The 23,331-nt window shown below is 63.0% G+C and carries 19 protein-coding genes and 2 tRNA genes; 15 read left to right on the forward strand and 6 right to left on the reverse strand.

Features of this window, described 5'->3' with window-relative positions:
* Positions 1–221: 221 nt before the first annotated feature.
* The 5 genes from ACFI9K_RS11525 to rpmH all read right to left on the reverse strand — a co-directional run bounded on the left by ACFI9K_RS11525 (position 222) and on the right by rpmH (position 2,925).
* The gene (locus tag ACFI9K_RS11525) at positions 222–842 is read right to left on the reverse strand and encodes a Jag family protein (protein WP_462663668.1); all 621 of its coding nucleotides are present in this window, start codon (positions 840–842) and stop codon (positions 222–224) included.
* A 109-nt stretch (positions 843–951) separates the two neighbouring features.
* Complete coding sequence (gene yidC / locus ACFI9K_RS11530; RefSeq protein WP_462663614.1) at positions 952–2,040, reverse strand: membrane protein insertase YidC; 1,089 nt, start codon at positions 2,038–2,040, stop codon at positions 952–954.
* Positions 2,041–2,044: 4 nt separating this feature from the next.
* Entirely contained in the window at positions 2,045–2,374 is a 330-nt protein-coding gene (gene yidD / locus ACFI9K_RS11535; RefSeq protein ID WP_462663615.1) for a membrane protein insertion efficiency factor YidD, read from the reverse strand.
* Positions 2,371–2,751 carry a ribonuclease P protein component gene (gene rnpA, locus ACFI9K_RS11540; RefSeq protein ID WP_462663616.1) on the reverse strand — a complete coding sequence of 127 codons (381 nt, stop codon included), beginning with the start codon at positions 2,749–2,751 and terminating at the stop codon, positions 2,371–2,373. Before rnpA ends, yidD begins: the two co-directional genes overlap by 4 nt.
* 30 nt (positions 2,752–2,781) lie before the next feature.
* The gene (gene rpmH, locus ACFI9K_RS11545; RefSeq protein WP_026347786.1) at positions 2,782–2,925 is read right to left on the reverse strand and encodes a 50S ribosomal protein L34; all 144 of its coding nucleotides are present in this window, start codon (positions 2,923–2,925) and stop codon (positions 2,782–2,784) included.
* A 654-nt stretch (positions 2,926–3,579) separates the two neighbouring features.
* Between rpmH and dnaA the strand changes: the two genes are divergently transcribed.
* From dnaA to ACFI9K_RS11620, 15 genes are all read left to right on the forward strand, one after another.
* A complete protein-coding gene (gene dnaA, locus ACFI9K_RS11550; protein WP_462663669.1) occupies positions 3,580–5,112 on the forward strand; it encodes a chromosomal replication initiator protein DnaA in 1,533 nt (510 codons plus the stop codon).
* Positions 5,113–5,694: 582 nt separating this feature from the next.
* Entirely contained in the window at positions 5,695–6,879 is a 1,185-nt protein-coding gene (gene dnaN, locus ACFI9K_RS11555) for a DNA polymerase III subunit beta (RefSeq protein WP_462663617.1), read from the forward strand.
* A 65-nt stretch (positions 6,880–6,944) separates the two neighbouring features.
* Entirely contained in the window at positions 6,945–7,868 is a 924-nt protein-coding gene (gene gnd, locus ACFI9K_RS11560) for a phosphogluconate dehydrogenase (NAD(+)-dependent, decarboxylating) (RefSeq protein ID WP_462663618.1), read from the forward strand.
* Entirely contained in the window at positions 7,869–9,101 is a 1,233-nt protein-coding gene (recF, locus tag ACFI9K_RS11565) for a DNA replication/repair protein RecF (protein ID WP_462663619.1), read from the forward strand.
* Positions 9,098–9,658, forward strand: coding sequence for a DUF721 family protein (locus ACFI9K_RS11570; RefSeq protein WP_462663620.1), 561 nt, complete (start codon positions 9,098–9,100; stop codon positions 9,656–9,658). The genes recF and ACFI9K_RS11570 overlap by 4 nt, the downstream gene beginning before the upstream one ends.
* A gap of 168 nt (positions 9,659–9,826) precedes the next feature.
* Entirely contained in the window at positions 9,827–10,744 is a 918-nt protein-coding gene (locus ACFI9K_RS11575) for a metal-dependent hydrolase (protein WP_462663621.1), read from the forward strand.
* 32 nt (positions 10,745–10,776) lie between these two features.
* A complete protein-coding gene (locus ACFI9K_RS11580; RefSeq protein ID WP_462663670.1) occupies positions 10,777–11,874 on the forward strand; it encodes a PDR/VanB family oxidoreductase in 1,098 nt (365 codons plus the stop codon).
* A gap of 254 nt (positions 11,875–12,128) precedes the next feature.
* Positions 12,129–14,171, forward strand: coding sequence for a DNA topoisomerase (ATP-hydrolyzing) subunit B (gene gyrB / locus ACFI9K_RS11585; RefSeq protein WP_222091427.1), 2,043 nt, complete (start codon positions 12,129–12,131; stop codon positions 14,169–14,171).
* Between the two features lie 65 nt (positions 14,172–14,236).
* Positions 14,237–16,780: a DNA gyrase subunit A gene (gyrA, locus tag ACFI9K_RS11590; protein WP_462663622.1), complete on the forward strand. Its 2,544-nt coding sequence runs from the start codon at positions 14,237–14,239 to the stop codon at positions 16,778–16,780.
* Positions 16,781–18,160: a DUF3566 domain-containing protein gene (locus ACFI9K_RS11595; protein ID WP_462663623.1), complete on the forward strand. Its 1,380-nt coding sequence runs from the start codon at positions 16,781–16,783 to the stop codon at positions 18,158–18,160. It begins immediately after the preceding gene.
* Between the two features lie 109 nt (positions 18,161–18,269).
* A tRNA-Ile gene (locus tag ACFI9K_RS11600) sits at positions 18,270–18,343 on the forward strand.
* A 190-nt stretch (positions 18,344–18,533) separates the two neighbouring features.
* Positions 18,534–18,606, forward strand: a tRNA-Ala gene (locus ACFI9K_RS11605).
* A gap of 441 nt (positions 18,607–19,047) precedes the next feature.
* On the forward strand, positions 19,048–19,998 hold the full coding sequence (locus ACFI9K_RS11610; RefSeq protein ID WP_222091424.1) for an acyl-ACP desaturase: 951 nt from the start codon (positions 19,048–19,050) through the stop codon (positions 19,996–19,998).
* A 205-nt stretch (positions 19,999–20,203) separates the two neighbouring features.
* On the forward strand, positions 20,204–21,202 hold the full coding sequence (locus ACFI9K_RS11615; RefSeq protein ID WP_462663624.1) for a GGDEF domain-containing protein: 999 nt from the start codon (positions 20,204–20,206) through the stop codon (positions 21,200–21,202).
* 117 nt (positions 21,203–21,319) lie between these two features.
* Entirely contained in the window at positions 21,320–22,951 is a 1,632-nt protein-coding gene (locus ACFI9K_RS11620) for an alpha/beta hydrolase (protein ID WP_462663625.1), read from the forward strand.
* Here ACFI9K_RS11620 and ACFI9K_RS11625 read toward each other — a convergent pair.
* Entirely contained in the window at positions 22,946–23,326 is a 381-nt protein-coding gene (locus ACFI9K_RS11625; protein ID WP_462663626.1) for a hypothetical protein, read from the reverse strand. The genes ACFI9K_RS11620 and ACFI9K_RS11625 overlap by 6 nt on opposite strands.
* Positions 23,327–23,331: the final 5 nt, after the last annotated feature.

The raw sequence follows: 23,331 nt of genomic DNA on the forward strand, positions 1-23,331 counted from the left end.
TGCCAACAGGCAGGAGGCAGCCACAACTTCAACCGTCACAGTGACGAAAGCGCCGTACAGCCCAGGCATCTACAAAATCGCCGAAAAAACAAACTCACCCGCAGCGACCACGTCGAATCACACACGTGTCATTTGCCCGCGGACAATAGCTGCAGATATGACGATGGCCCCCACCGAAGTGAGGGCCATCGTTTCGTGTACCGACGAATCGAGCAGCGCCGCTATGCCTTGACGACAACCACCCGACGGGACGGTTCCACTCCGGTGCTTTCGCTGGCGACGCCCGCAATCTTCGCGACTGCATCGTGCACGATCTTGCGCTCGAACGGGGTCATCGGCGTCAGCTCTTCACGGTCGCCCGATTCCAGCACGCGGCGCGCTGCTTCGGCACCGAGATTGCCCAGTTCGCTACGACGCTTCGCTCGCCAACCCGCGACGTCGAGCATCAGCTTGCTGCGCTCACCGGTCGACTGCTGGACAGCCAACCGAGTCAGCTCCTGAAGAGCGTCGAGAACCTCGCCCTTACGGCCTACGAGCTTGGCCAGATCGTCTCCGCCGTCGATGCTGACGATGGCGCGGTCGCCTTCTACATCCAGATCGATGTCTCCGTCGAAGTCGAGAACGTCGAGAAGCTGTTCGAGGTAATCGCCGGCGATCTCGCCTTCTTCGACCAGATAGTCCTCGTCGTCCTCATCATCATCGTCATCGTCGTCCGACGCGTCCTCCGCGGACTTTTCTTCACCCGCCGCAGCGGCCACCGAACCTTCGGTCACCGAGCCCTCGACCGCGGGGCTCTCGTCCTCGTCCGCGTCGACCTCATTGAGCTGATCGGACTCGACCATCACGTCATTCACTCCATCCCCGGAAACCGCACCGACTGCGTTCTGTACTTCGTCGTTCTGAGCTTCGTCTACGTCCGCTGCCATGTTCGTCCTTCTCTCGACGTGTCGGTCAGCGCCGCTTGCGCTTGGTCGACTTGTTGCGGTTTGCCTGAGGTCTGGGCTTGACCGGAGATGCCGCACCGTTGGCCGTGCCCGAGGACTCGCCGCCGGCGGCAGTCGCGTCGTCGTCGGTGGGAACCATCTTCGACAACTTCGGACGTGCACCGGGCTTCGGCTTGCTGACCGACACCGGCTTCACGCCCGGCTTCGGGGCGTTCTCGGAACGCTTCTCGACGGCTGCAGCAACTTTGGCGGCCTCTTCCTTGTCGATCTTGCCGAACACCAAGTGCTGCTGTGCATACGTCCAGGTGTTGTTGCTGACCCAGTACAGCAGGATCGCGATCGGAAGCAGGGCACCGAACACCAGGACGCCGAGCGGGAACACGTACAGGGCGAGCTTGTTCATGATCGCGGACTGCGGGTTCGCTGCGGCTGCGGCGCTCTGGCGTGCAACCGAAGCACGGGAGTTCAGGTGCGTCATGACGGCCGCGATGATCATCAGAGGGATGGACACCGCTGCAATGACCCACGTGGCCGGAATGGATGCGTCGGGGCCCACGGCGAACGCGTTGAGCTGATCCTGCGGCATGGTGATCCATGCCGAGATCGGGGCGCCGAACAGTCGAGCATCGAGGAACGACTGCACATCGGACACGCTGAACGCATAGTTCGAGAGCTCGCGGTTCTCTTCCGGGCTCAGGCCGAGCTGGCCGACACCGGTGCCGGTGCGGTTGAACGACCGAAGCACGTGGAACAGGCCGATGAACACCGGTGCCTGCGCCAACACTGGGAGGCATCCCATCAACGGGTTGAAGCCGTGTTCTTTCTGCAGCTTCTGCATCTCGACGGCCATTTTTTGCTTGTCTTTGCCGTACTTCTTCTGCAGCGCCTTGATCTGCGGCTGCAGCTCCTGCATCTGCCGCGTGGTGCGAACCTGCTTGACGAAGGGCTTGTACAGAATCAAGCGCAGGGTGAAGACGAGGAAGACGACGGACAGTGCCCAGGCGAATCCATTGCTGGGATCCTGGAACACAAAGCCGAACACCTTGTGCCATACCCAGAGAATCCAGGCAACCGGATAGTAAATGAAGTCGAGCACGGCTCTATGTACTCCTCTGTTCTTCCACTCGCACGAGATCGTGGTGTTCTTCGGTTTCGGTCAGCTCGGTGACGCTTGCGCGCCACCTACCGGGCTCAGGCACCGGGTTCCACCCTCCAGAGTGCCAGGGAGCACATTTGAGAAGGCGAACGACTGCCAGCAACGAGCCCTTCGTCAACCCGTGCACCTGGAGCGCCTCCACGGCGTACTCACTGCAGGTGGGGGAGAAGCGACAGGTGGGAGGTCTCATCGGGGACACATAAGTTCGGTACAACTCGATGAGATACATGAGAGATCGAACAGGAATGGAACGAAGGTTGCCCATGAATGTCATGACGGCGGACCCTTCGGAGCTTGGAGAAGACCGAGCTTCTTCAATCCTGAACGCAGTTGAATCGATAGATCTGCCGAAGACGCTGTCGAGGCGCCGGGCAGTGCCCGGATGACCACGTCGGTGGCCTCGTCGAGCTCACCGATCACGTCACCGCAGATATGCCGAAGCCGGCGCGCAACTCGATGACGAGTTACGGCCGGCCCGACTGCCTTGCTGACGATCAATCCGAATCGTGGTCCCCGAATGGTCGATGCAATGTCCTGTTCGTCACGCACGACGGCGTGAACGACCAGATCAGATCTACCCATTCGGCGTCCTCGACGCACCGCTACGGAGAAATCACGTGCTCGGTGCAGTCGATTCGGCTCAGGAAGCATCCCGAGCTCCAAGCTTCGGACGAACGAATATCAGGCTGTGAGTTCTTTGCGGCCCTTGCCGCGACGTGCGGAAACGATTGCACGACCCGCACGGGTACGCATACGAAGACGGAAGCCATGAACGCGCGCGCGGCGGCGATTGTTCGGCTGGAACGTCCGCTTGCCCTTGGCCACGGTCAACACTCCTCGAGATTCGAAGGCACCGGTCTGTCGGTACCTGCTTGAAAGGTTCTTCAGCGATTTCGGATGAACTCGCTAGCCTCCCGAGCGAGAAATCCGAGTGAAGACAGACTGTAAGCAGCCAGCAAGCATCGGCCACCTCGCTATTGGGTGACTGTTCGAGAGTACTGATCGAGTCACCGGTGGTCAAACTCGCTCCGGACCGATCAGGCCGACAGTTCGTGCACAGGCACCGGCTGCTCCGGTCGAATCATGAGTGATTCGCACCGACATCTGTCCTTCGACGACACGTCGAGTCCGCGAAGTTCGTCCGATCGTACGACAGACAGCGACCATCGGTGCAGGTCAGACTCGCACGGGCGTAATACCACGACCGAGTCGGGCCTCTCGGCTCACATCGGTGTCGTTTATCCACACCTGTGGATAATTGTGTGGAAACACAGATCAGGTGGCATATTCGTACCTTGCGGGGTCCACCTACGGACCTTGGTCTCAGCCGCGACGGCGCACGATCGACGACGCTATCCGACGCCGACGCCGTACGGGTTGGAAACGACGCACGAGTTTCACGCGTGGCACCTGTACGAGACCACGCTCGACGGTCCACCCACCGCCGAGCCACCGATGCTCGACAACGGAGGGATCGACGTGAACGACGATCCGGATGCGCTCGCGCTCATCTGGCCCGAGGTGGTCGCGGAACTCACCTCCGACCGACACAGCGGTTCTCCGCTGACCAAGGGCCAGAAAGCGTGGCTCGCGCTGGTCAAACCGTTGACCTTGACGCAGGGATTCGCCCTGCTGGCCGTTCCCTCGACTTTCGCTCAGGAAGCGATCGAACGAGATCTGCGGGAACCGATCCTGGGAGCGCTGGGCCGGCACCTGGGCCAGGGCGTGGAGGGTCTCGGAGTGCGCATCTCGGCGCCCGAGGACGACAAGCTCGAGTCCGAGCGATCGACCTATCCCGACGCTGTCAGCTCGCCCACCTACCGGCGCCGCGTCCTGACCAGCAGAGACGACGAACCGTCCGATTCCGAGACTGCCGATTACGAAGAGGTGGACGACGAGCGTGAAGCGCTCGCCAGCGTCCAGAATTCGTGGCCGACGTACTTCACCAAACCCCCTGAATCGACACCTCCCTCGTCGGGCGCGAACAGCCTGAACTCGAAGTACACCTTCGACACGTTCGTCATCGGTGCCTCCAATCGGTTCGCTCACGCCGCCGCGGTGGCGATCGCCGAAGCTCCTGCCCGGGCATACAATCCGCTGTTCGTCTGGGGCGCGTCGGGACTGGGCAAGACCCATCTCCTGCACGCGGCCGGTCACTATGCGCAGCGGCTGTTCCCGGGAATGCGGGTCAAGTACGTCTCCACCGAGGAGTTCACGAACGACTTCATCAACAGTCTTCGTGACGACCGCAAGGTGGCGTTCAAACGCCGCTACCGTGAGACCGACGTGTTGCTCGTCGACGACATTCAGTTCATCGAGGGCAAGGAAGGTATCCAGGAGGAGTTCTTCCACACCTTCAACACCCTCCACAACGCCAACAAACAGATCGTGGTCTCCTCGGACCGGCCGCCGAAGCAGCTGGCGACCCTCGAAGAGCGGCTCCGCACCCGCTTCGAGTGGGGCCTGATCACCGATGTGCAGCCGCCCGAGCTCGAGACTCGGATCGCGATCCTGAGCAAAAAAGCTCGAATGGATCGCCTCGACGTACCGCACGACGTGCTCGAGCTGATCGCCAGTCGCATCGAGCGCAACATTCGTGAGCTCGAGGGCGCCCTCATTCGTGTGACGGCGTTCGCCTCGCTCAACGGGCAAGCTCTCGACCTCACTCTGGCCGAGGTGGTGCTGCGCGATCTGATTCCCGACTCGTCGAGCCTCGAGATCAATGCGGCGACGATCATGGCGGTCACGGCGGAGTACTTCAACACCTCCATCGAGGACCTGTGCGGGCCGGGTAAGGCCAGAGCGCTGGCCATGGCCAGGCAGATCGCGATGTATCTGTGCCGCGAGCTCACCGACCTGTCGCTGCCCAAGATCGGTCAGACGTTCGGACGCGATCACACGACGGTCATGTACGCGGACAAGAAGATCCGTAAGGAAATGACAGAACGTCGCAAGGTCTACGACCAGGTTCAGGAGCTCACCGCACGGATCAAACAGCGCTCGAAGCGCTAGAACGCGTCAGTCCTCGCACAGCGACACACGGCACCGAATCCCGCTGAGGATTCGGTGCCGTTTCGTTTTTCGGCGTCCACGGTGCCCCGATTTTCAACACGATTGAGGGCACTTTCGGACGCATCGACCATTGATTCACACCTGTGGATAACCATGTGGACAACATCGAAGATCTGGGGATGGAGTGTGGGCGCCTGTGCACCGATGTGGTTCGTCCACAGGCAGCCGAACGTCAACCGCCGATTGGTCCCGAGTTCATCCCCACGACACCACGCGAGGCGACCAGCGGATCGAACCGTCGGTGCACAGATTGCACAGGACCTATTAATACTTCTGATTTCTCCTTGAAAGAACTTCTTTGAAAACAGGTGTTGGGGAGCGATCCGTTCACAGGCCCCGTCCGGTGCCGGATCACATCTCTGCGCGGCCTCGCCCGAGCTTTCAACTTCGCCTCGGAGGGCATACGGTGTGCTTGCGCTGGATGTGCCAGACTCGTCGTTGCGTCGGTGGGAGCCGCGACGATCGTGGTCGCACCGCTCGACCGTGCACACGAATGCCCCGAACGAGAGGAAATGCCGAGCGATGGAGCTTGGAAGTTTGAAGTTTCGCGTTGCTCGTGAAGATTTTTCCGAATCCGTGGCGTGGGTAGCTCGCAGCCTGCCGTCCCGGCCGCCGGTTCCGGTCCTCGGCGGAGTGTTGCTCGCCGCCGACGAGCAGGGACTGACGGTCTCGGGGTTCGACTACGAGGTCTCCGCTCAGGTGAAGGTCTCTGCCGAGGTCGCTACAGCCGGCCGAGTTCTGGTGTCGGGCAAGCTACTTGCCGATATCACCAAGTCTCTGCCCAACAAGCCCGTTGACGTCACGGTCGACGGAACCCGCGTTCTGGTCAACTGTGGGAGCGCGAAGTTCTCGTTGCCGACCATGCCGGTCGAGGATTATCCCCAGCTCCCCGAGCTGCCCAGCAACACCGGTTCGCTGGCCGGTGATGTCTTCTCCGAGGCAATTGCTCAGGTCGCTATCGCGGCGGGCAAAGACGACACGCTTCCCATGCTGACCGGTATTCGGGTCGAGATCGACGGCACCAACGTCGTTCTCGCGGCCACCGACCGGTTCCGTTTGGCGGTTCGTGAGGTGGACTGGAGTCCCGCCGGCGCCGACACCACCACCGCGGTACTCATTCCCGCCAAGACTCTGTCCGAATCGGCCAAGACCCTCGGCGGTAATGCCGGCTCGCCGGTCGAACTTGCCCTCGGTTCCGGATCGTCCATCGGTAGCGACGGCCTCCTCGGCATCGTCAGTGACGGGCGCCGTACGACCACCCGCCTGCTCGACGCCGAATTCCCGAAGTTCCGTCAGTTGCTGCCCGCCGAGCACACGGCCGTGGCGACTCTCGAGATCGCGTCGTTGGTCGAGGCGATCAAGCGCGTGGCCCTCGTCGCCGAGCGTGGTGCGCAGGTTCGCCTGGAGTTCAATTCCGACGGCGTGCTGCTCTCCGCAGGCGGCGACGACGCAGGTCGCGCAGAGGAAGCTCTGCCTGCCGACTTCCAGGGCGAGGCACTGACCATCGCTTTCAATCCGGGCTACCTCATCGACGGGTTGTCATCGCTGCACAGCGAGAAGGTGACGTTCGGGTTCACGACGCCGAGCAGGCCTGCCGTTCTCCGTCCGACGTCGGACGAAGAACTCGTGGCCGACGACTCAGGCAAGTTCGCGGCGCCGAAGTCCGAATACACGTACCTGCTGATGCCCGTCAGGCTGCCGGGCTGATTCTGCCTCGTTACTGTTGAACCCGCGGGAACCTCCGCACCTGACACAGACAAGGACGCATCATCATGCAGCTGGGCTTGGTCGGTCTCGGAAAAATGGGCTTCAACATGCGCGAGCGGTTGCGCGAGCACGGTCACGAGGTCGTCGGATACGACCCTCGGCCGGAGGTGACGGACACTCCGTCGTTGGCCGGTTTGGCCGAGGCGTTGACCGCACCGCGAGTGGTGTGGGTGATGGTGCCCTCCGGCCAGATCACTCGCGATACCGTCACCGGCTTGGCAGATGTCCTCGAGCCGGGAGATCTGGTGATCGACGGTGGAAATTCGCGATTCACCGATGACAAGCCGAACGCAGAGTTGTTGGACGCCAAGGGAATCGGTTACATCGATGCCGGTGTCTCCGGCGGTGTGTGGGGCCTGAAGAACGGCTACGGCCTGATGGTCGGTGGCCAGGACGAGCACGTCGCCCACGCGATGCCGATCTTCGACGCATTGCGTCCCGAGGGTGAACGCGCGGACGGATTCGTGCATGCGGGGCCGGTCGGTGCCGGGCATTACTCGAAGATGGTGCACAACGGTATCGAGTACGGGTTGATGCAGGCGTACGCAGAGGGCTACGAAATCCTCGAAGCCGAAGAGTTGGTGCAGGACGTGCAGGGCGTGTTGCGGGCGTGGAGCAAGGGCACGGTCGTTCGGTCCTGGCTGCTGGATCTGTTGGTGGAAGCACTCGGTCAGGATCCGGAATTCAGTGCGATCTCCGGATACACCGAGGACTCCGGTGAGGGTCGTTGGACTGTCGAGGAAGCCATTCGCCATGCCGTACCCGCGCCGGTCATCTCCGCTGCGTTGTTTGCGAGATTCGCTTCGCGACAAGAGGATTCGCCGGCCATGAAGGCTGTCTCGGCATTGCGCAACCAGTTCGGCGGGCACGCCGTCAAGAAGGCGGACGCCGACGAGACCCTGCGGGCACCGGCCCCGAAACACGAGTAAGTGTTCGTCCGGTCTCTGCAGCTTCACGACTTCCGATCCTGGGACGACGTCACGGTCGACCTGGGACCGGGCTCGACCGTGTTCGTCGGACCCAACGGGCACGGTAAGACGAACCTGCTCGAGTCGTTGAACTATCTGTCCACGCTGTCCTCGCATCGCGTGTCGACCGACGCCCCGATGATCCGGGCCGGTGCACCGAAGGCTTTCGTGAGCAGTGCGGTGGTCAATCACGGTCGTGAGCTGATCATCGACGTGGAGTTGCTCGAAGGTAAGGCCAACAAGGCCAGGATGAATCGGTCCCCGTTGCGACGGCCGCGAGAAATCCTCGGTGTGTTGCAGAGTGTGCTGTTCGCTCCCGAGGATCTGTCGCTCGTACGGGGAGATCCCGGCGAACGACGGCGGTATCTGGATGAACTGCTCACCAGTCGTATTCCTCGAATGGCCACTGTCCGTGCGGATTACGACAAGGTTCTGCGTCAGCGCTCGGCGTTGCTCAAGACTGCGAGTGGCCCGTTGCGCCGAGGTTCGGCGTCGACCGACGGTTCGAGTGCACTGGCGACCCTCGACGTGTGGGATGGCCACCTTGCTGCGCATGGCGCTCGATTGCTCTCGGCCAGAATATCTTTGGTCCACGAGCTGATGCCGTTCGTGCAGCAGGCCTACGAGTCGATCGCGCCGGAATCGCGGCTCGCCACGTTGTCCTATCGATGCAGCCTCGCCGAGGCACTACCGCCGGAATTCTCCGATGCCGGCCGGGCGCCGGAGTCCGATGACGTCGATGTTCTGGAAGCTGCTTTTCTGCACCAACTTTCGGTGATGAGACAGCGGGAGATCGAACGTGGGGTATGTCTGGTCGGCCCTCACCGAGACGATCTGGAATTGATGCTCGGCGACCGGCCGACCAAAGGCTTTGCCAGTCATGGTGAGTCGTGGTCGTATGCCCTCTCGCTTCGGCTCGGTTCCTTCTCGCTACTGCGTGAGGACGGAACCGACCCCGTCCTGATGCTCGACGACGTGTTCGCCGAACTCGATCGCAAGCGTCGCACGGCCCTGGCTGCAGTTGCAGCCGACGCCGAGCAAGTGCTGATCACCGCGGCAGTCCCGGAAGACGTACCACCGGAACTCGATGCGAGACGATACGGCGTGGAGGCTCGTCAGGAATCGGAATCCGGTGCAGCAGGACGTATTTCGACCATCACCGAACTGTCGACGTCGGGGAGTGGGGTGTCATGAGTGACGATAAGAATACGCCCGCATCCGACGATCAACCGGAGTTGAAGGGCGTCGACCTGGCGCGTCGGGCACTCGAGGATGCGCGTGCCGCGGCCAAGGCCAGTGGTAAGTCGGTGGGGCAAGGGCGATCGTCGCCGACAGGTGGCGTCCGAGCATTGCGGGGGCGTCGGCGACGGGGTTGGTCGGGAGCAGGTCCCGACGATCGAGACCCACAGGCTTTCGGCGCGCTCGCCAATTCGATCGCGTCCAAGCGGGGCTGGTCGGCCAAGGTGTCCGAGGGCGCCGTCCTGGGGCGGTGGGCAAGCGTCGTCGGCGAAGACATCTCGGCGCACGCGGACCCCACCGGTCTCAAGGACGGAGTACTCAGTATCTCCGCGGAGTCGACGGCGTGGGCGACCCAACTGCGGCTGATGCAGTCGCAGATTCTGGCGAAGATCGCCGCCGCGGTGGGCCATGGCGTGGTGACCTCGCTTCGTATCACCGGGCCGACCACGCAGAGCTGGAGAAAAGGGGAACGTCACGTCCGGGGTCGGGGTCCTCGCGACACGTACGGATAGTGATTGTTCCCAAAGGTGGATTGTCATAGTGCCTGGTCCACGTGATCCTCAACAGATGTTGGGTGCGGTGTTGCTGTGACACTGTCGGTGTGCGTAGCGTGATTCGGAACACGACAACGGTCGGGGGACCGAATACTGTTACACGCGGCCATCGGACGAGGAGAAGTTGTGTCAGCACCTACCAAGAAAGCGTCGACAGCGGCAGTCGACGTCGACGGCACCCCCGAGGACCGGGTGGTTCTGCACGCTCGCAACGTCGAATTCGACTGGAATACCCTGCCGCTGCACTATATGGACGGCCATCCGCTGGCCACGCACCTGATCAACGTGATGCACCTGCTTCTGCCCGAGGGTGAGGAGTGGTTCGTACGCACGTTCAAGGAAGCGTTGCCGCTCATCCACGACGATCAGCTGCGTGACGACGTGATCGGATTCATCGGCCAGGAAGCCATGCACGCGCAGGCTCACACCGACGTCCACGACCAGCTCCGTGCGCACGGCATCGATGTCGATCCCTACGTCGATCAGATGAAATTCCTGTTCGGACGTGCGCTGGGGAACCGCTCGGGCCACGGTCAGAACAGTCTCGTGGAACGCCTGGCGTTGATCGCGGCCGCCGAGCACTTGACGGCGTTTCTCGGGGATTGGGTTCTCAACGCGAAGGAACTCGACGAGGCCGACGTCGATCCGATCATGCTGGATCTGTTGCGGTGGCACGGCGCCGAGGAGGTCGAGCATCGTTCGGTGGCCTACGAGGTGATGCGCTACTTCGATGTCAGGCCGGCGCGGCGCATCCGTACCTACGTTGTCATCGCACCCACGCTCGTGTGGTTCTGGACGCGTGGAGTGCGCTACCTGATGAGCCAGGATCCGACGTTGGCGCATCTCTCGCCGAAGGAACGCACCCCGTCGTTCCGGGAATTCCGGCGGGTTTCCAAGGCAGGTCTGTTTCCCACACCGATGTCGATGGTCAAGGCGTCGTTGCGGTATTTCAAGAGCACTTACCATCCGTCCCAGGAAGGCTCGACGGCTCAGGCCGTGCGCTACCTCGCCACTTCTCCGGCGGCGCGGTCCGCTGATCGATGACCAAACGCACGTTGCGGAGCAAGCTCGGCGCGATGGCTCAGAAGGTCGACCAGTTTCGGGTGGGCCGCACGATTCCACAGAATCTCTACGGGCGTGACGAGCCGGATCAGACGGTGTCGCTGGTCACCGATGCGCTCGACAAGTGGTTCGCCCTACTCGACAACGGCGAGTACGACGCATCCTTCGCCGCACCTGCCGTCGCGCGCACGCGAGAACTGACGCTGGTCTCTCGCGAGGTGCTCTGCACCGACGAGCAGGTGGTGCAGTTGACCTTCGCCGCTGTCGACGGGGCAGACCTACCGGCGTGGGCACCGGGAATGCACCTGGACTTCTACCTACCGTCCGGTCGTCGGCGTCAATACTCGCTGTGTGGGTTACCGAGCAGCGATACCTACTCGATCGCAGTGCGACTGGTGCCCGGCGGCGGCGGTGGATCCCCGGAAATGCACGCGCTGACCGTCGGAACGCAGGTCTCCATAAGGGGTCCGCGCAACGGATTTCCGTTCGTCCCGTCCGAACACGCAGTTTTCGTGGCCGGGGGAATCGGCATCACCGCCATCATCTCGATGGTGCGCAGTGCTCGCGACCTCGGGATGGACTGGCATCTCGTCTACTGCGGGCGTTCGCGTGAGTCGATGCCCTTTCTGGACGAGATCGCGGGCTGGGATCCTGCCCGCGTGACCGTCCGCACCGACGACGTCGACGGCATGCCGTCGAGCATGGATCTGCTGGGCTCGGCCGCTCCCGGCGGTTCGGTGTACGTCTGCGGTCCGCCGCCGATGATCGACCTCGTTCGCGCGTCCTTCGATGCCCTGCCGGCAACTCATCTGCACTTCGAGCGCTTCTCGCCGCCGCCGGTGAAGAACGGTACGGAATTCGAGGTCCAGCTTGTCGACTCCGGGGAAATTCTGTCCGTCGGCGCGGAAGAGACTGCGCTGCATGCCATTCGACGTGTTCGGCCGGACATCGCGTACTCGTGTCAGCAGGGTTTCTGCGGTACTTGCCGAGTGCGAGTGCTCAACGGGACACCGCAGCATCGCGAGAAGCGACTCACGTCCGAGGAACAGAAACACGAGATGTTGATCTGTGTGTCGCGCTCGGACGGAGAACGGATCGTTCTCGATCTGTAGGGAATCGTCGGTTTTACCCTTCATCTTTATCGCCCGATACCGAAAAAATGCGCCTGTGAGGCAATCAGGGGCCTTTTAGGGGTGTCATCGTGCCCATGCTGTCGCAACCAACCAGTACTATGGACCGGTACGACATCAAGCCCGGAACAAACGCATGGACCGAGCACGGTCGAAACGACCGTGCCGACTCTGCGGTAGCACCTACGTCAGGTGTGAGCGGGGTAGTGGACGCGTAGAAGGAGAACCAGCTAACCGTGGCTGCCCAGAAGTCAGGTAACAGTGAGAACAGCAAGGATTACGGCGCATCGTCCATCACGGTCCTCGAGGGCCTGGAAGCGGTCCGTAAGAGGCCCGGTATGTACATCGGTTCCACCGGTGAACGAGGCCTGCACCACCTGATCTGGGAGGTCGTCGACAACTCCGTCGACGAGGCCATGGCCGGTTACGCCTCCACCGTCGACGTCACCATCCACGAGGACGGCAGCGTCGAGGTCAAGGACGACGGCCGTGGTATCCCCGTCGCCATGCACTCCTCCGGTGTACCCACCGTCGAGGTCGTCATGACTCAGCTGCACGCCGGCGGCAAGTTCGACTCCGACTCGTACGCCGTCTCCGGCGGCCTGCACGGCGTGGGTATCTCCGTCGTCAACGCGTTGTCGACCAAGGTCGAACTCCAGATCGCGCGCGACGGCCACCGCTACAAGCAGACGTACGACTACGCCAAGCCCGGCCCGCTCGAGACCGTCGGCGACACCACCGAGACCGGCACCACGGTGCGTTTCTGGGCCGACGGCAAGATTTTCGAGACGCTCGATTACAGCTTCGAGACCGTCCACCGTCGCCTGCAGGAGATGGCGTTCCTGAACAAGGGACTGACCATCAACTTCACCGACGAGCGGGTAGCCGCGACCGATGCCACCGAAGAAGAACTGGGCGAGACCGCCGAGGCTCCCAAGACGGCCGAGGAAGAGCAGGCCGACGCGGCGGCGGCGAAGCCGGCCAAGGTGCGCAAGCGGACGTACCACTACCCGGACGGGCTGGTGGACTTCGTCAAGCACATCAACCGCACCAAGACCGCGATTCACAACTCGGTCGTCGGTTTCACCGGCAAGGGTGAGGGCCACGAGGTCGAGATCGCGATGCAGTGGAACGCCGGGTACTCCGAATCGGTGCACACGTTCGCCAACACGATCAACACGCACGAGGGCGGCACCCACGAAGAGGGTTTCCGTACCGCGCTGACGTCGACGGTCAACAAGTACGCCATCGAGAAGAAGCTGGTCAAGGAGAAGGACGTCAAGCTCACCGGCGACGACATCCGCGAAGGCCTGGCTGCCGTCATCTCGGTGCGGGTCGGCGAGCCCCAGTTCGAGGGTCAGACCAAGACCAAGCTCGGTAACACCGAGATTCGGTCGTTCGTGCAGAAGGCGTGCAACGAGCATCTTTCGCATTGGTTCGAGTCCAACCCGGCCGATGCCAAGACCATCATCAACAAGGCCGTCTCCTCCGCGCAGGCCCGCATGGCTGCGCGCAAGGCGCGAGAGTTGGTGCGGCGCAAGAGCGCAACCGATATCGGTGGCCTGCCCGGCAAGCTCGCCGACTGCCGCTCGAACGATCCGAGCAAGTCCGAGATCTACATCGTGGAGGGCGACTCCGCCGGCGGCTCGGCCAAATCCGGTCGTGACTCGATGTTCCAGGCGATCCTGCCGCTGCGCGGAAAGATCATCAACGTCGAGAAGGCCCGCATCGACCGCGTGCTCAAGAACAACGAGGTCCAGTCGATCATCACCGCGTTCGGCACCGGTATCCACGACGAGTTCGACATCGCCAAACTGCGCTATCACAAGATCGTGCTGATGGCCGACGCCGACGTCGACGGCCAGCACATCTCCACGCTGCTGATGACCCTGCTGTTCCGGTTCATGCGGCCGCTGATCGAGAACGGTCACGTCTACCTGGCGATGCCGCCGCTGTACAAGCTCAAGTGGAGCCGCGGCGAACCGGATTTCGCGTACTCCGATCGCGAACGCGACGGATTGCTCGAAGCCGGTATCGCCAACAAGCGCAAGATCAACATCGAGGACGGCGTCCAGCGCTACAAAGGCCTCGGCGAGATGAACGCCAAGGAACTGTGGGAAACCACGATGGACCCGGCAGTGCGAGTACTGCGTCTGGTCACCCTCGACGACGCTGCGGCCGCAGACGAACTGTTCAGCGTCCTGATGGGCGAGGACGTGTCCGCACGCCGAAGCTTCATCGCGCGTAACGCGAAAGATGTTCGCTTTCTTGACGTTTAGTCGTTTCTCGGACGCACCGCACAGGGTTTCGGTGCGTCCGACGACCGTTTTCGAGGAGATCTTCTATGTCTGACATCACCGAACCGCCGGTAGGACCCCCGCCGGGCTCGACCACCAACGCCGAGGGCGGCGACCGGATCGATCCGGTCGACATTCAGCAGGAAATGCAGCGCAGCTACATCGATTACGCCATGAGCGTCATCGTCGGCCGCGCACTGCCCGAGGTGCGCGACGGCCTCAAGCCCGTGCACCGCCGCGTGCTGTACGCGATGTACGACTCCGGCTTCCGTCCCGACCGTAGTTACGTGAAATCTGCACGGCCCGTTGCCGAAACGATGGGTAACTACCACCCCCACGGCGACACCTCGATCTACGACGCGCTCGTGCGTCTGGCTCAGCCGTGGTCGATGCGGTACCCACTGGTCGACGGCCAGGGCAACTTCGGCTCGCGCGGCAACGACGGCGCAGCCGCCATGCGATACACCGAGGCCCGGCTGACTCCGCTGGCCATGGAGATGCTGCGCGACATCGACGAGGAAACCGTCGACTTCATCCCCAACTACGACGGCAAAACCCAAGAGCCGACGGTACTTCCGTCGCGCGTGCCGAACCTGTTGATGAACGGCTCCAACGGTATCGCCGTCGGTATGGCCACCAACATTCCGCCGCACAACCTGCGAGAGCTGGGCGACGCGGTGTTCTGGGCCCTCGACAACTTCGAGGCCGACGAGGAAGCGACTCTCGCGGCCTGCATGGAACGCGTCAAGGGTCCCGACTTCCCCACCCACGGACTCATCGTCGGCGGTCAGGGAATTCAGGATGCGTACTCGACCGGCCGCGGTTCCATCCGGATGCGCGGCGTCGTCGAGATCGAAGAGGACTCCAACGGTCGCACCACGATCGTGATCACCGAGTTGCCGTACCAGGTGAACCCCGACAACCTGATCACCTCGATCGCCGAGCAGGTCCGAGACGGCAAGCTCTCCGGTATCTCCAAGATCGACGACGAGTCGTCGGACCGCGTCGGTATGCGCATCGTCGTGACGATCAAGCGCGACGCCGTCGCGAAGGTCGTCCTGAACAACCTCTACAAGCACTCGCAGCTGCAGACCAGCTTCGGTGCCAACATGCTCTCGATCGTCGACGGCGTTCCGCGCACACTGCGCCTGGACCAGATGATCCGCTTCTACGTCACCCACCAACTCGACGTGATCGTTCGTCGTACTCGGTACCGCTTGCGGAGAGCCGAGGAGCGCGCGCATATCCTGCGTGGTCTGGTCAAGGCGCTCGACGCCTTGGACGAGGTCATTGCCCTCATCCGTGCGTCGCAGACCGTCGATCTCGCCAGACAGGGCTTGATCGATCTGCTCGAGATCGACGAAATCCAGGCCCAGGCCATTCTCGATATGCAGCTGCGACGCCTCGCGGCCCTCGAGCGTCAGAAGATCATCGACGATCTTGCAGAGCTGGAAATCACGATCGCAGACCTGAAGGACATCCTTGCCAACGAGGACCGTCAGCGTCAGATCGTTCGCGACGAACTGGCCGAAATCGTCGAGAAGTTCGGCGACGACCGTCGTACCCGAATCATCGCCTCCGACGGCGACGTCAACGACGAGGATCTGATCGCCCGCGAGAACGTCGTCGTCACGATCACCGAGACCGGCTATGCCAAGCGCACCAGAACCGACCTGTACCGGTCGCAGAAGCGCGGCGGTAAGGGCGTGCAGGGTGCCGGCCTCAAGCAGGACGACATCGTCAGCAAGTTCTTCGTCTGCTCGACACACGACTGGATCTTGTTCTTCACTACCAAGGGCCGTGTCTACCGGGCCAAGGCGTACGAGCTGCCCGAGGCGAACCGCACCGCGCGCGGCCAGCACGTGGCCAACCTGCTCGCCTTCCAGCCCGACGAACGCATCGCCCAGGTCATCCAGATCAAGACCTACGAGGACGCCCCCTACCTGGTGCTCGCCACGAAGGGCGGTCTGGTCAAGAAGTCACGTCTGACCGACTTCGACTCCAACCGCAGCGGCGGAATCGTGGCCGTCAACCTCCGCGGTGACGACGAGCTGGTCGGCGCAGTGCTCGCATCCTCCGACGACGATCTGCTGCTCGTCTCCGCGCAGGGCCAGTCCATCCGTTTCTCGGCAACCGACGAGGTTCTGCGACCCATGGGCCGCGCCACGTCCGGTGTCCAGGGCATGCGATTCAACGGCGAGGACGAACTTCTGTCCTTGAACGTCGTGGCCGAGGGCAAGTTCCTGCTGGTTGCGACGTCGGGCGGCTACTCCAAGCGCACCGCGATGGAGGACTACCCACAGCAGGGCCGCGGCGGAAAGGGAGTACTGACGATCCAGTACGACCCCAAGCGTGGCACGCTGGTGGGAGCTCTCATCGTCGACGACGAGGACGAGCTGTATGCCATCACGTCCAGTGGTGGTGTCATTCGGACTGCTGCCAAGCAGGTACGAAAAGCCGGCCGACAGACCAAGGGCGTGCGGTTGATGAATCTCGGTGAAGGCGACACACTGCTCGCGATCGCGCGCAACGCCGACGAGATCGAACCGGACGCTTTGGGCACCGAAGACGATGCAGCGAAGGAGTCGTAAGTGAGCACTCCCAACCGGCCTGGTAACAGGCCCGGCCCCAGCGGCGCACCGGACGGCCGGGAGGCACCGCGAGGCGAGCAGCCCGCGCGTCCCGCGCCGCCCGAGGGTGCCCGTCCGGGTAGCCGTCCGCAGCCGTCCTCCCGTCCGGCACCCGCTGCCGGCCGCGGACCGGCTCCGCAGGGGAATTCGCGCCCGCCGGTACGTCCGGCACAGGCCGCTCCCAACGGTCCGGCACGACCGACGCAGGGGCCGCCTCCGCAGCGTCCGCCTGCGCCGCAGGGTTCCCCGAGTGCGCAGGGAGCAAGCACGCAGGGCCCACCGGTGGCTCGCCCCGGTCAGCCCGATCCATCGCAGGCCAGGCCCGGTTCGGGTCAGCCCGGCGCAGGTCAGCCCGGTTCGAGTCAGCCCAATGCCGGGCGACCGGCTAACGGTCAACCCCCGCAGCGTCAGGCACCGGCGGGTCCACCGACTCGTCCGGCTCCGCCGCGGGGCCCGGCACCCACCGAGGGGTCGCAGGCACCGGACCGTACGGGCCAGCCCTCCGGTGACGTCGCGGGAACCTCTCAGCCGGCTCGCGGAGCAAACCAGGCAGCTCCCGCCGCAACCGAAGCGCTACCTGTGCAGGACGGCGACGGTCCGCAGGGTGGATCGGGAACTCCTCCATGGCAGCGCGGGGCCGGTCAGCGTCCGGCGTCGCAAGGCGCGGACGACCGGCAGCAGCCGCAGAACCAGCCACAGACCAATCTTTCCGGTCGTGGTGCAGCTCTTCCCGCGAATGCCGAGTTCGACCGAACAGCTCGCACGACGGCCGAGCCCGTCCAGCGCGAGTCGACCGAGGACAAGACCGAGCGACGCGAGGCGGCCCGGTCGAAGGCAGCGGTGATCGACGGTCCGACCCGTCATATCGAACGCAAGGATCTGGCGAAGGACATGCCGGATCTGTCCGCCGTCCGGCATCCCGAGCAGGCCCCGGCCGATCGCGCGGCACCCACAGCCATCACAGCGACTCCCAGCGCGGACGGAAACCCCCTCCGCGCGACGATTCAGATCCGCAAGATCGATCCGTGGTCGACGCTCAAGATCGCGCTCGTCATCGCGGTCTCACTGTTCTTCGTCTGGATGGTCGCCGTAGGACTGCTGTATGCCGTGCTCGACGGGATGGGCGTCTGGGACCGTCTGAACAGTGCCTTCACCGAGATCGTCAACGAATCCGGTGACGGCGGCCTGGTCAGCGCCGGGCAGGTGTTCGGGTACGCGGCGGTCATCGGTGTGATCAATGTCGTACTCTTCACCGCTCTGACGACCATCGGTGCGTTCATCTACAACCTGTCGTCGGACCTGGTGGGCGGCGTCGAAGTGACGCTCGCAGACCGCGACTGACCTGCACGACCAGATGCCGTATCGGGCCGTTTTGGAAGTCGGCGGCCCGATACGGTAATCTCATCCCTCGGTTCGAGGAGAGCAATTCTTCGGCCGAAAGCAGTGATGAGGGCCTATAGCTCAGGCGGTTAGAGCGCTTCCCTGATAAGGAAGAGGTCGGAGGTTCAAGTCCTCCTAGGCCCACACCGAACGAACGAAAAGAGGCGGGACGTGAAAATCCTTCTTCTCGTTGCATCGGTGGCGATTGCAGTCCTGACAGTATCGAAGGTGCGCTCAACGCGCAGCTCGGACGGCGTCTGGCACAGCATCTCCACCGGGTGACAATCGCTCGGATCGAACGTGTAAAGTTCGTTCACGTTCAACATCAACACCCGGGGCCTTAGCTCAGTTGGTAGAGCGCTGCCTTTGCAAGGCAGATGTCAGGAGTTCGAATCTCCTAGGCTCCACTCCAAAAAGGACGTCCACACCGTGGGCGTCCTTTTTCGTGTCCGCACTCATTCCGGCGGCGGCCCAAGTCCACTAAATGTGACATTGACCCTCGAAAAGGCCACCGAATGTCACATCGAGTGCCCAGGGAGCCGAGGCGAGCCGCTCCGTGTGCGCCGTGCACGCCGAGTCGAGCTGACTGCGTGGGTTGTGACCGTGCCCAAGGGCACCTGTACTCGGCGCCCAGATGTCCAGAGACTCGGCTGTTCTGTTTCGCATTCGGTGCCTGCTCCCTAGCGTTGTCCGGGTATTGAAGCGTCGGTCCTCACGACCGACGTGAACGGTCTCGACGGTGCACCGCAGGGGGGTGTGCCGTCGTGGCTGTTTCGGCGGACGGTGTCCGTCACTGTCTCGAATCGATTGGCGGTTCGGGCACCTCGATCTTTGAAGGAGCCCCGCAGATGACGCGTGTTCTCGATCATGAAGAGCTGTTGACCGAACTCGACGGCACCCTGGAAGCCAATCTGAACCGCCATCTGGCCATGGCGAAAGAATGGCATCCACATGATTACGTTCCGTGGGATCTGGGCCGGAACTTCGCCGCGATGGGCGGAGAGGACTGGTCGCTCGAGCAGTCGTCGTTGTCGGAATTGGCCCGCACGGCGATGATCACCAACCTGCTCACCGAGGACAATCTGCCGTCGTATCACCGTGGTTTGGCAGACAACTTCTCGTTGGACGGTGCCTGGGGCACCTGGGTGGGTCGTTGGACTGCCGAGGAGAATCGTCACGGCATCGTCATGCGCGACTATCTGGTGGTGACGCGGGCAGTCGACCCCGTGGAGTTGGAGCGGGCTCGTATGCACCACATGACGGTGGGCGTGGATGCACCGATGGACGGCGCAAACTTTCTGCATTCCGTTGCATACGTGACGTTCCAGGAGTTGGCTACGCGAGTCTCGCACCGTAATACGGGGTTGGCGTGTGGCGATCCGGTAGCGGATCGAATGCTGGCTCGTGTCGCAGCCGATGAGAACTTGCACATGATCTTCTATCGGAACCTCGGTGAGGCGTCGTTGGATCTGGTGCCCGATCAGATGGTCCGCGCCATTGCCGATGTGGCAACCGATTTCCAGATGCCCGGCCTGAACATGCCGAATTTCCGCAAGAACGCCATGATTCTGGCCAAGAACGGGATCTACGATCTCCGGCAGCATCTCGACGAAGTGCTGTTGCCGGTGCTGCGGAAGTGGAACATTTTCGAGCGCAACGATTTCACCGGGGAGGGTGAGCGCGATCGCGATCGGCTGGCTGCATTCGTAGAGGACTTGGAGTCGAAGGCGACCAAGTTCGAGGAGTCTCGGGATCGCTTGCTCGCCAGGGAGGCTGCCCGCGCCGAGAAGGCGTCCTGACCTGCTGAGTCTTCCCTCCATGGAGTCGTGATCGCCGCCCGAAGGTGTTAGAGTCCGGGCATCGTTGGGTCATGTGAGGCGATGGCCGTAGTGCGTGGGGAGGGCCGATGGTGCCTGGGGGGAATCAGGTGAGTGGTGTGGTCGGTCTCGGTGCGTGGTGTGTCGAGTACGAGCCGACATCGCCCGACACGACCGGCATCGACTGGTGAGCTGGCCGAGGTTCGACGAGTCCGGCCGCATGCTCGCGGTATTCGCAGCTGTCACCACCGTCCTCTACGCCGCGAGCGCTGTCGCATCCTGGACCAATCTGTCCGGTCCGCGGCAAGCCTTGGCGGCGTTGGCGTTGGTCATGGGACCGTCGGCCATTGCGGTTCTGGTGCGGGCGGGTGTGCCCAGTCCCAAACAAGCGGTGGGTTGTGCGACGGCCCTGTCGGTGGTGGGTCTCGCGTGTGCACTGGGTAGCAGCGACACCATGCCTGCCTTCTTGATCTGTGTGCAGGCGGCCATGTTCCTCGGAATGCACATCGGTGCCTTCTGGTCCGAGCGAAATGCCGGCATCTGGGTTGCAGTGCTTGCTGTTTCGGCTGTGGTCGGTGCCGCTATCGCACCGTATGGGACACCGTTCATCACCTACATCCTCGTCGCCCTCGGAATCGTCGGTGCCACAGAAGTATTCGGCGTCTTCGCCCGCAGGATGCGGTACTTCTCGACCCACGACGCACTGACCGGACTTCTGAACCGGTTCGGTTTCGAGTCCAAGATCGAGAAGATGCTTCCCGCCTGCGCTGCTCGCGGGCTCTCGGTCAGCCTGGCGGTGCTCGATCTGGACAACTTCAAGGAGATCAACGACGAGTACGGCCACATCGCGGGTGACGTACTGCTGACTCGCGTCTCGAAGGCGTGGAAGGGTCAGCTGACCAAACGCGACGTTCTCGGTCGCCTCGGTGGCGACGAGTTCGTGTTGTTCATGCCAGGAGTCCTCGAGAAGGAAGCCTTGCAGGTCATCGATCGGTTGCGCCGCGCTCATCGTGCCGAATGGAGCGTCGGGCTGGCGTGTATGCCCGCCGGTCGCCGTTGGGGTGAGATCTACCGGGCAGCCGACGCGGATCTCTACCGCGCGAAGCGGAGCAGGCCGCCGCGGACCGGTCGTCCGACCGATCCAGAAGGCGGCACCAGCGGACCGGTTCGCAGAATCGCCCGGTGACATCCCTGGGATCGGGTTCATCCCCAGATTTCATCCACAGGCTGGGGATAGATTGCGCCGTGAGAGTGCTTCCTCGCGTTGACTCGTCGTATTCGACGACGCTGCGGGGGATTCACGATGGTCACACTCGACGAGTTCAGGTCGTGGAACAGCAATGAGCTGATCGTTGCGTCCGATGCGCTGATGCGGCAGTGGAGAGAGCTGGCCGTTGTGCACAGTTCGCTCACGGAGGCCGTGTTCGGCGACGTCTGGGCCGGCTCGGCGGCCGACGCTGCCCGAGAAGCGATTCGAAGAATACGAGCCGATCTGAACGCTTCCTCGCTCGAGCTGCTTCGAATCGCGCGCTGCATGGCAGACGCGTCGGTCGATATGGCGAGCCTCATCGGAGCTCTGCGTGCAGTGGAGCGTGAGTCCGGCGAGGCCCGGTTCGTGATCGCATCCGATGGCACGGTCGTCGATACCGTCGAGTCCTACTCGGTGGCGCTCTCGGATCTGTGGTCGACGATGCGCGATCGGCGGCACCTTCGTGAAGAATTGACCGAACGAGTATCTCAACTCGTCCGTACAGCAACAGCTTTCGACGACGCTCTTGCCCGACGCCTGGCCGAGGGCACCTCGGAGAAACAGGTTGCCACCGCAGTTGCGGCCTCGGTGGCTCCGGGCGCAACGCCTGCTGCCAATGCCGCGTTCTGGAGTGCGCTCTCGCCCGCCGCACGCACTCGGCTGATGGTGGAGCAGCCCGGGTTGATAAGCAGTCTCGACGGTCTGCCGGGCCGGGTGCGAGACAGTGCCAACCGGCGGGTGCTGGCAGCCGAGCGTGTGCGCCTGCTCGCTGCCGAGGCCGAGCTACAGAAGGAACTGGACGACAACGTGTTCGGAGGAATTTTCAGCGACGCGGATGCCGGTCTGGAGCAGACGCGTAAGCGACTGAAATCCCTCGATGCAATCGAATCTGTTCTGGCGCAGGGAAATCGTCAGCTCCTGGTCTTGGACAATTCGTCCTACGAGGAGACCATGGCCGCCGTTGCAGTGGGGGATGTGGACACCGCCACTCATGTTGCCGTCTTCGTGCCCGGTCTCGGTTCGACTGTGCACGGAGACATCGATAGCTACGACGAAGACATGGAAGGCTTGAAAACAACTGTGCAGCAGTTACTTCCACCTTCTCGGAACGAGAGTGCGGCAGTTGTGACGTGGCTGAACTATCAGGCACCCCAGCTCGGCTGGAGCCTGCTCGATCCCGACCGAACCGTGGTGTCCACTCTGGCGGCCGAGGCGGGGGCAGATCGGCTCGGCCCGTTCCTCGATGGGATCGACGCGGCGCGCGCGCAGGATCCGCACCTGTCGGTGCTGGCCCACTCGTACGGATCACTCACTGCAGCATCGGCGCTTCGAGTAGACACCGGGGCCGACGACTTCGTGGCGCTCGGCTCCCCAGGGCTGGGTACTCAGACGGCAGCGGATCTTCGGATGCCCGACGGACACGTCTTCACGGCAGAAGCCGTCGGCGATATCGTTGCCGACCTCGGTTCCTTCGGCCGTGATCCAGGCGCACTGGACGGGGTCACGCTGCTCTCGACCGAGGAATCAGGCGGGCTCGCAGACTCGACAGGTCACAGCGAGTACTTCGCCGAAGAGTCCACCAGTCGATACAACACCGCACTGGTCGTAGCGGACCGCAGCGAGGACGCCGTGATCAGAACGAGGCCGGCGCTGTTCGACCTGCTGCAGAGAATTCTCTATCTATGACGAGCTGTTGTCGTAGTCGGTCAGGCTCGGCGGAACGTCGGCGGGCGGCGGTACCTCGTTGCGGCGACGGCCGAGGTAGAACACGACACCACCGATCACCGCGGCGGCAACCCCGAACACTAGAACGCGGCGCGTGGTACCCGGCTTCGAGTCGACGGCGACAACGGTTCTGCTGAGGTTGGACTCGGCGATCCTTTTAGCCGTCGCGGCGCGGCGCTGCGCAGCCCGTTCTCGTGCCAGACCGTACCCGCGCTTGGCCAGCAGCAGACCCACACCGGCAGGTCCCTTGCTCGCGACGGAAGCTGCACCGAGCAGCGTCGATGCCGCCGCGCCGGTGGTCGAGTGAACCCGCTCGGTCTTCGTTGTGCTCGTCATACCCT

Source organism: Rhodococcus sp. PSi06 (assembly GCF_054960675.1).

Coding starts and splice junctions, on each gene's coding strand:
- ACFI9K_RS11525 (WP_462663668.1), bottom strand. CDS start 842: ATGGTCGAGTCCGATCAGCTCAATGAGGTCGACGCGGACGAGGACGAG.
- yidD (WP_462663615.1), bottom strand. CDS start 2,374: ATGACATTCATGGGCAACCTTCGTTCCATTCCTGTTCGATCTCTCATG.
- rnpA (WP_462663616.1), bottom strand. CDS start 2,751: ATGCTTCCTGAGCCGAATCGACTGCACCGAGCACGTGATTTCTCCGTA.
- dnaN (WP_462663617.1), top strand. CDS start 5,695: ATGGAGCTTGGAAGTTTGAAGTTTCGCGTTGCTCGTGAAGATTTTTCC.
- gnd (WP_462663618.1), top strand. CDS start 6,945: ATGCAGCTGGGCTTGGTCGGTCTCGGAAAAATGGGCTTCAACATGCGC.
- ACFI9K_RS11570 (WP_462663620.1), top strand. CDS start 9,098: ATGAGTGACGATAAGAATACGCCCGCATCCGACGATCAACCGGAGTTG.
- ACFI9K_RS11580 (WP_462663670.1), top strand. CDS start 10,777: ATGGCTCAGAAGGTCGACCAGTTTCGGGTGGGCCGCACGATTCCACAG.
- gyrA (WP_462663622.1), top strand. CDS start 14,237: ATGTCTGACATCACCGAACCGCCGGTAGGACCCCCGCCGGGCTCGACC.
- ACFI9K_RS11610 (WP_222091424.1), top strand. CDS start 19,048: ATGACGCGTGTTCTCGATCATGAAGAGCTGTTGACCGAACTCGACGGC.
- ACFI9K_RS11620 (WP_462663625.1), top strand. CDS start 21,320: ATGGTCACACTCGACGAGTTCAGGTCGTGGAACAGCAATGAGCTGATC.
- ACFI9K_RS11625 (WP_462663626.1), bottom strand. CDS start 23,326: ATGACGAGCACAACGAAGACCGAGCGGGTTCACTCGACCACCGGCGCG.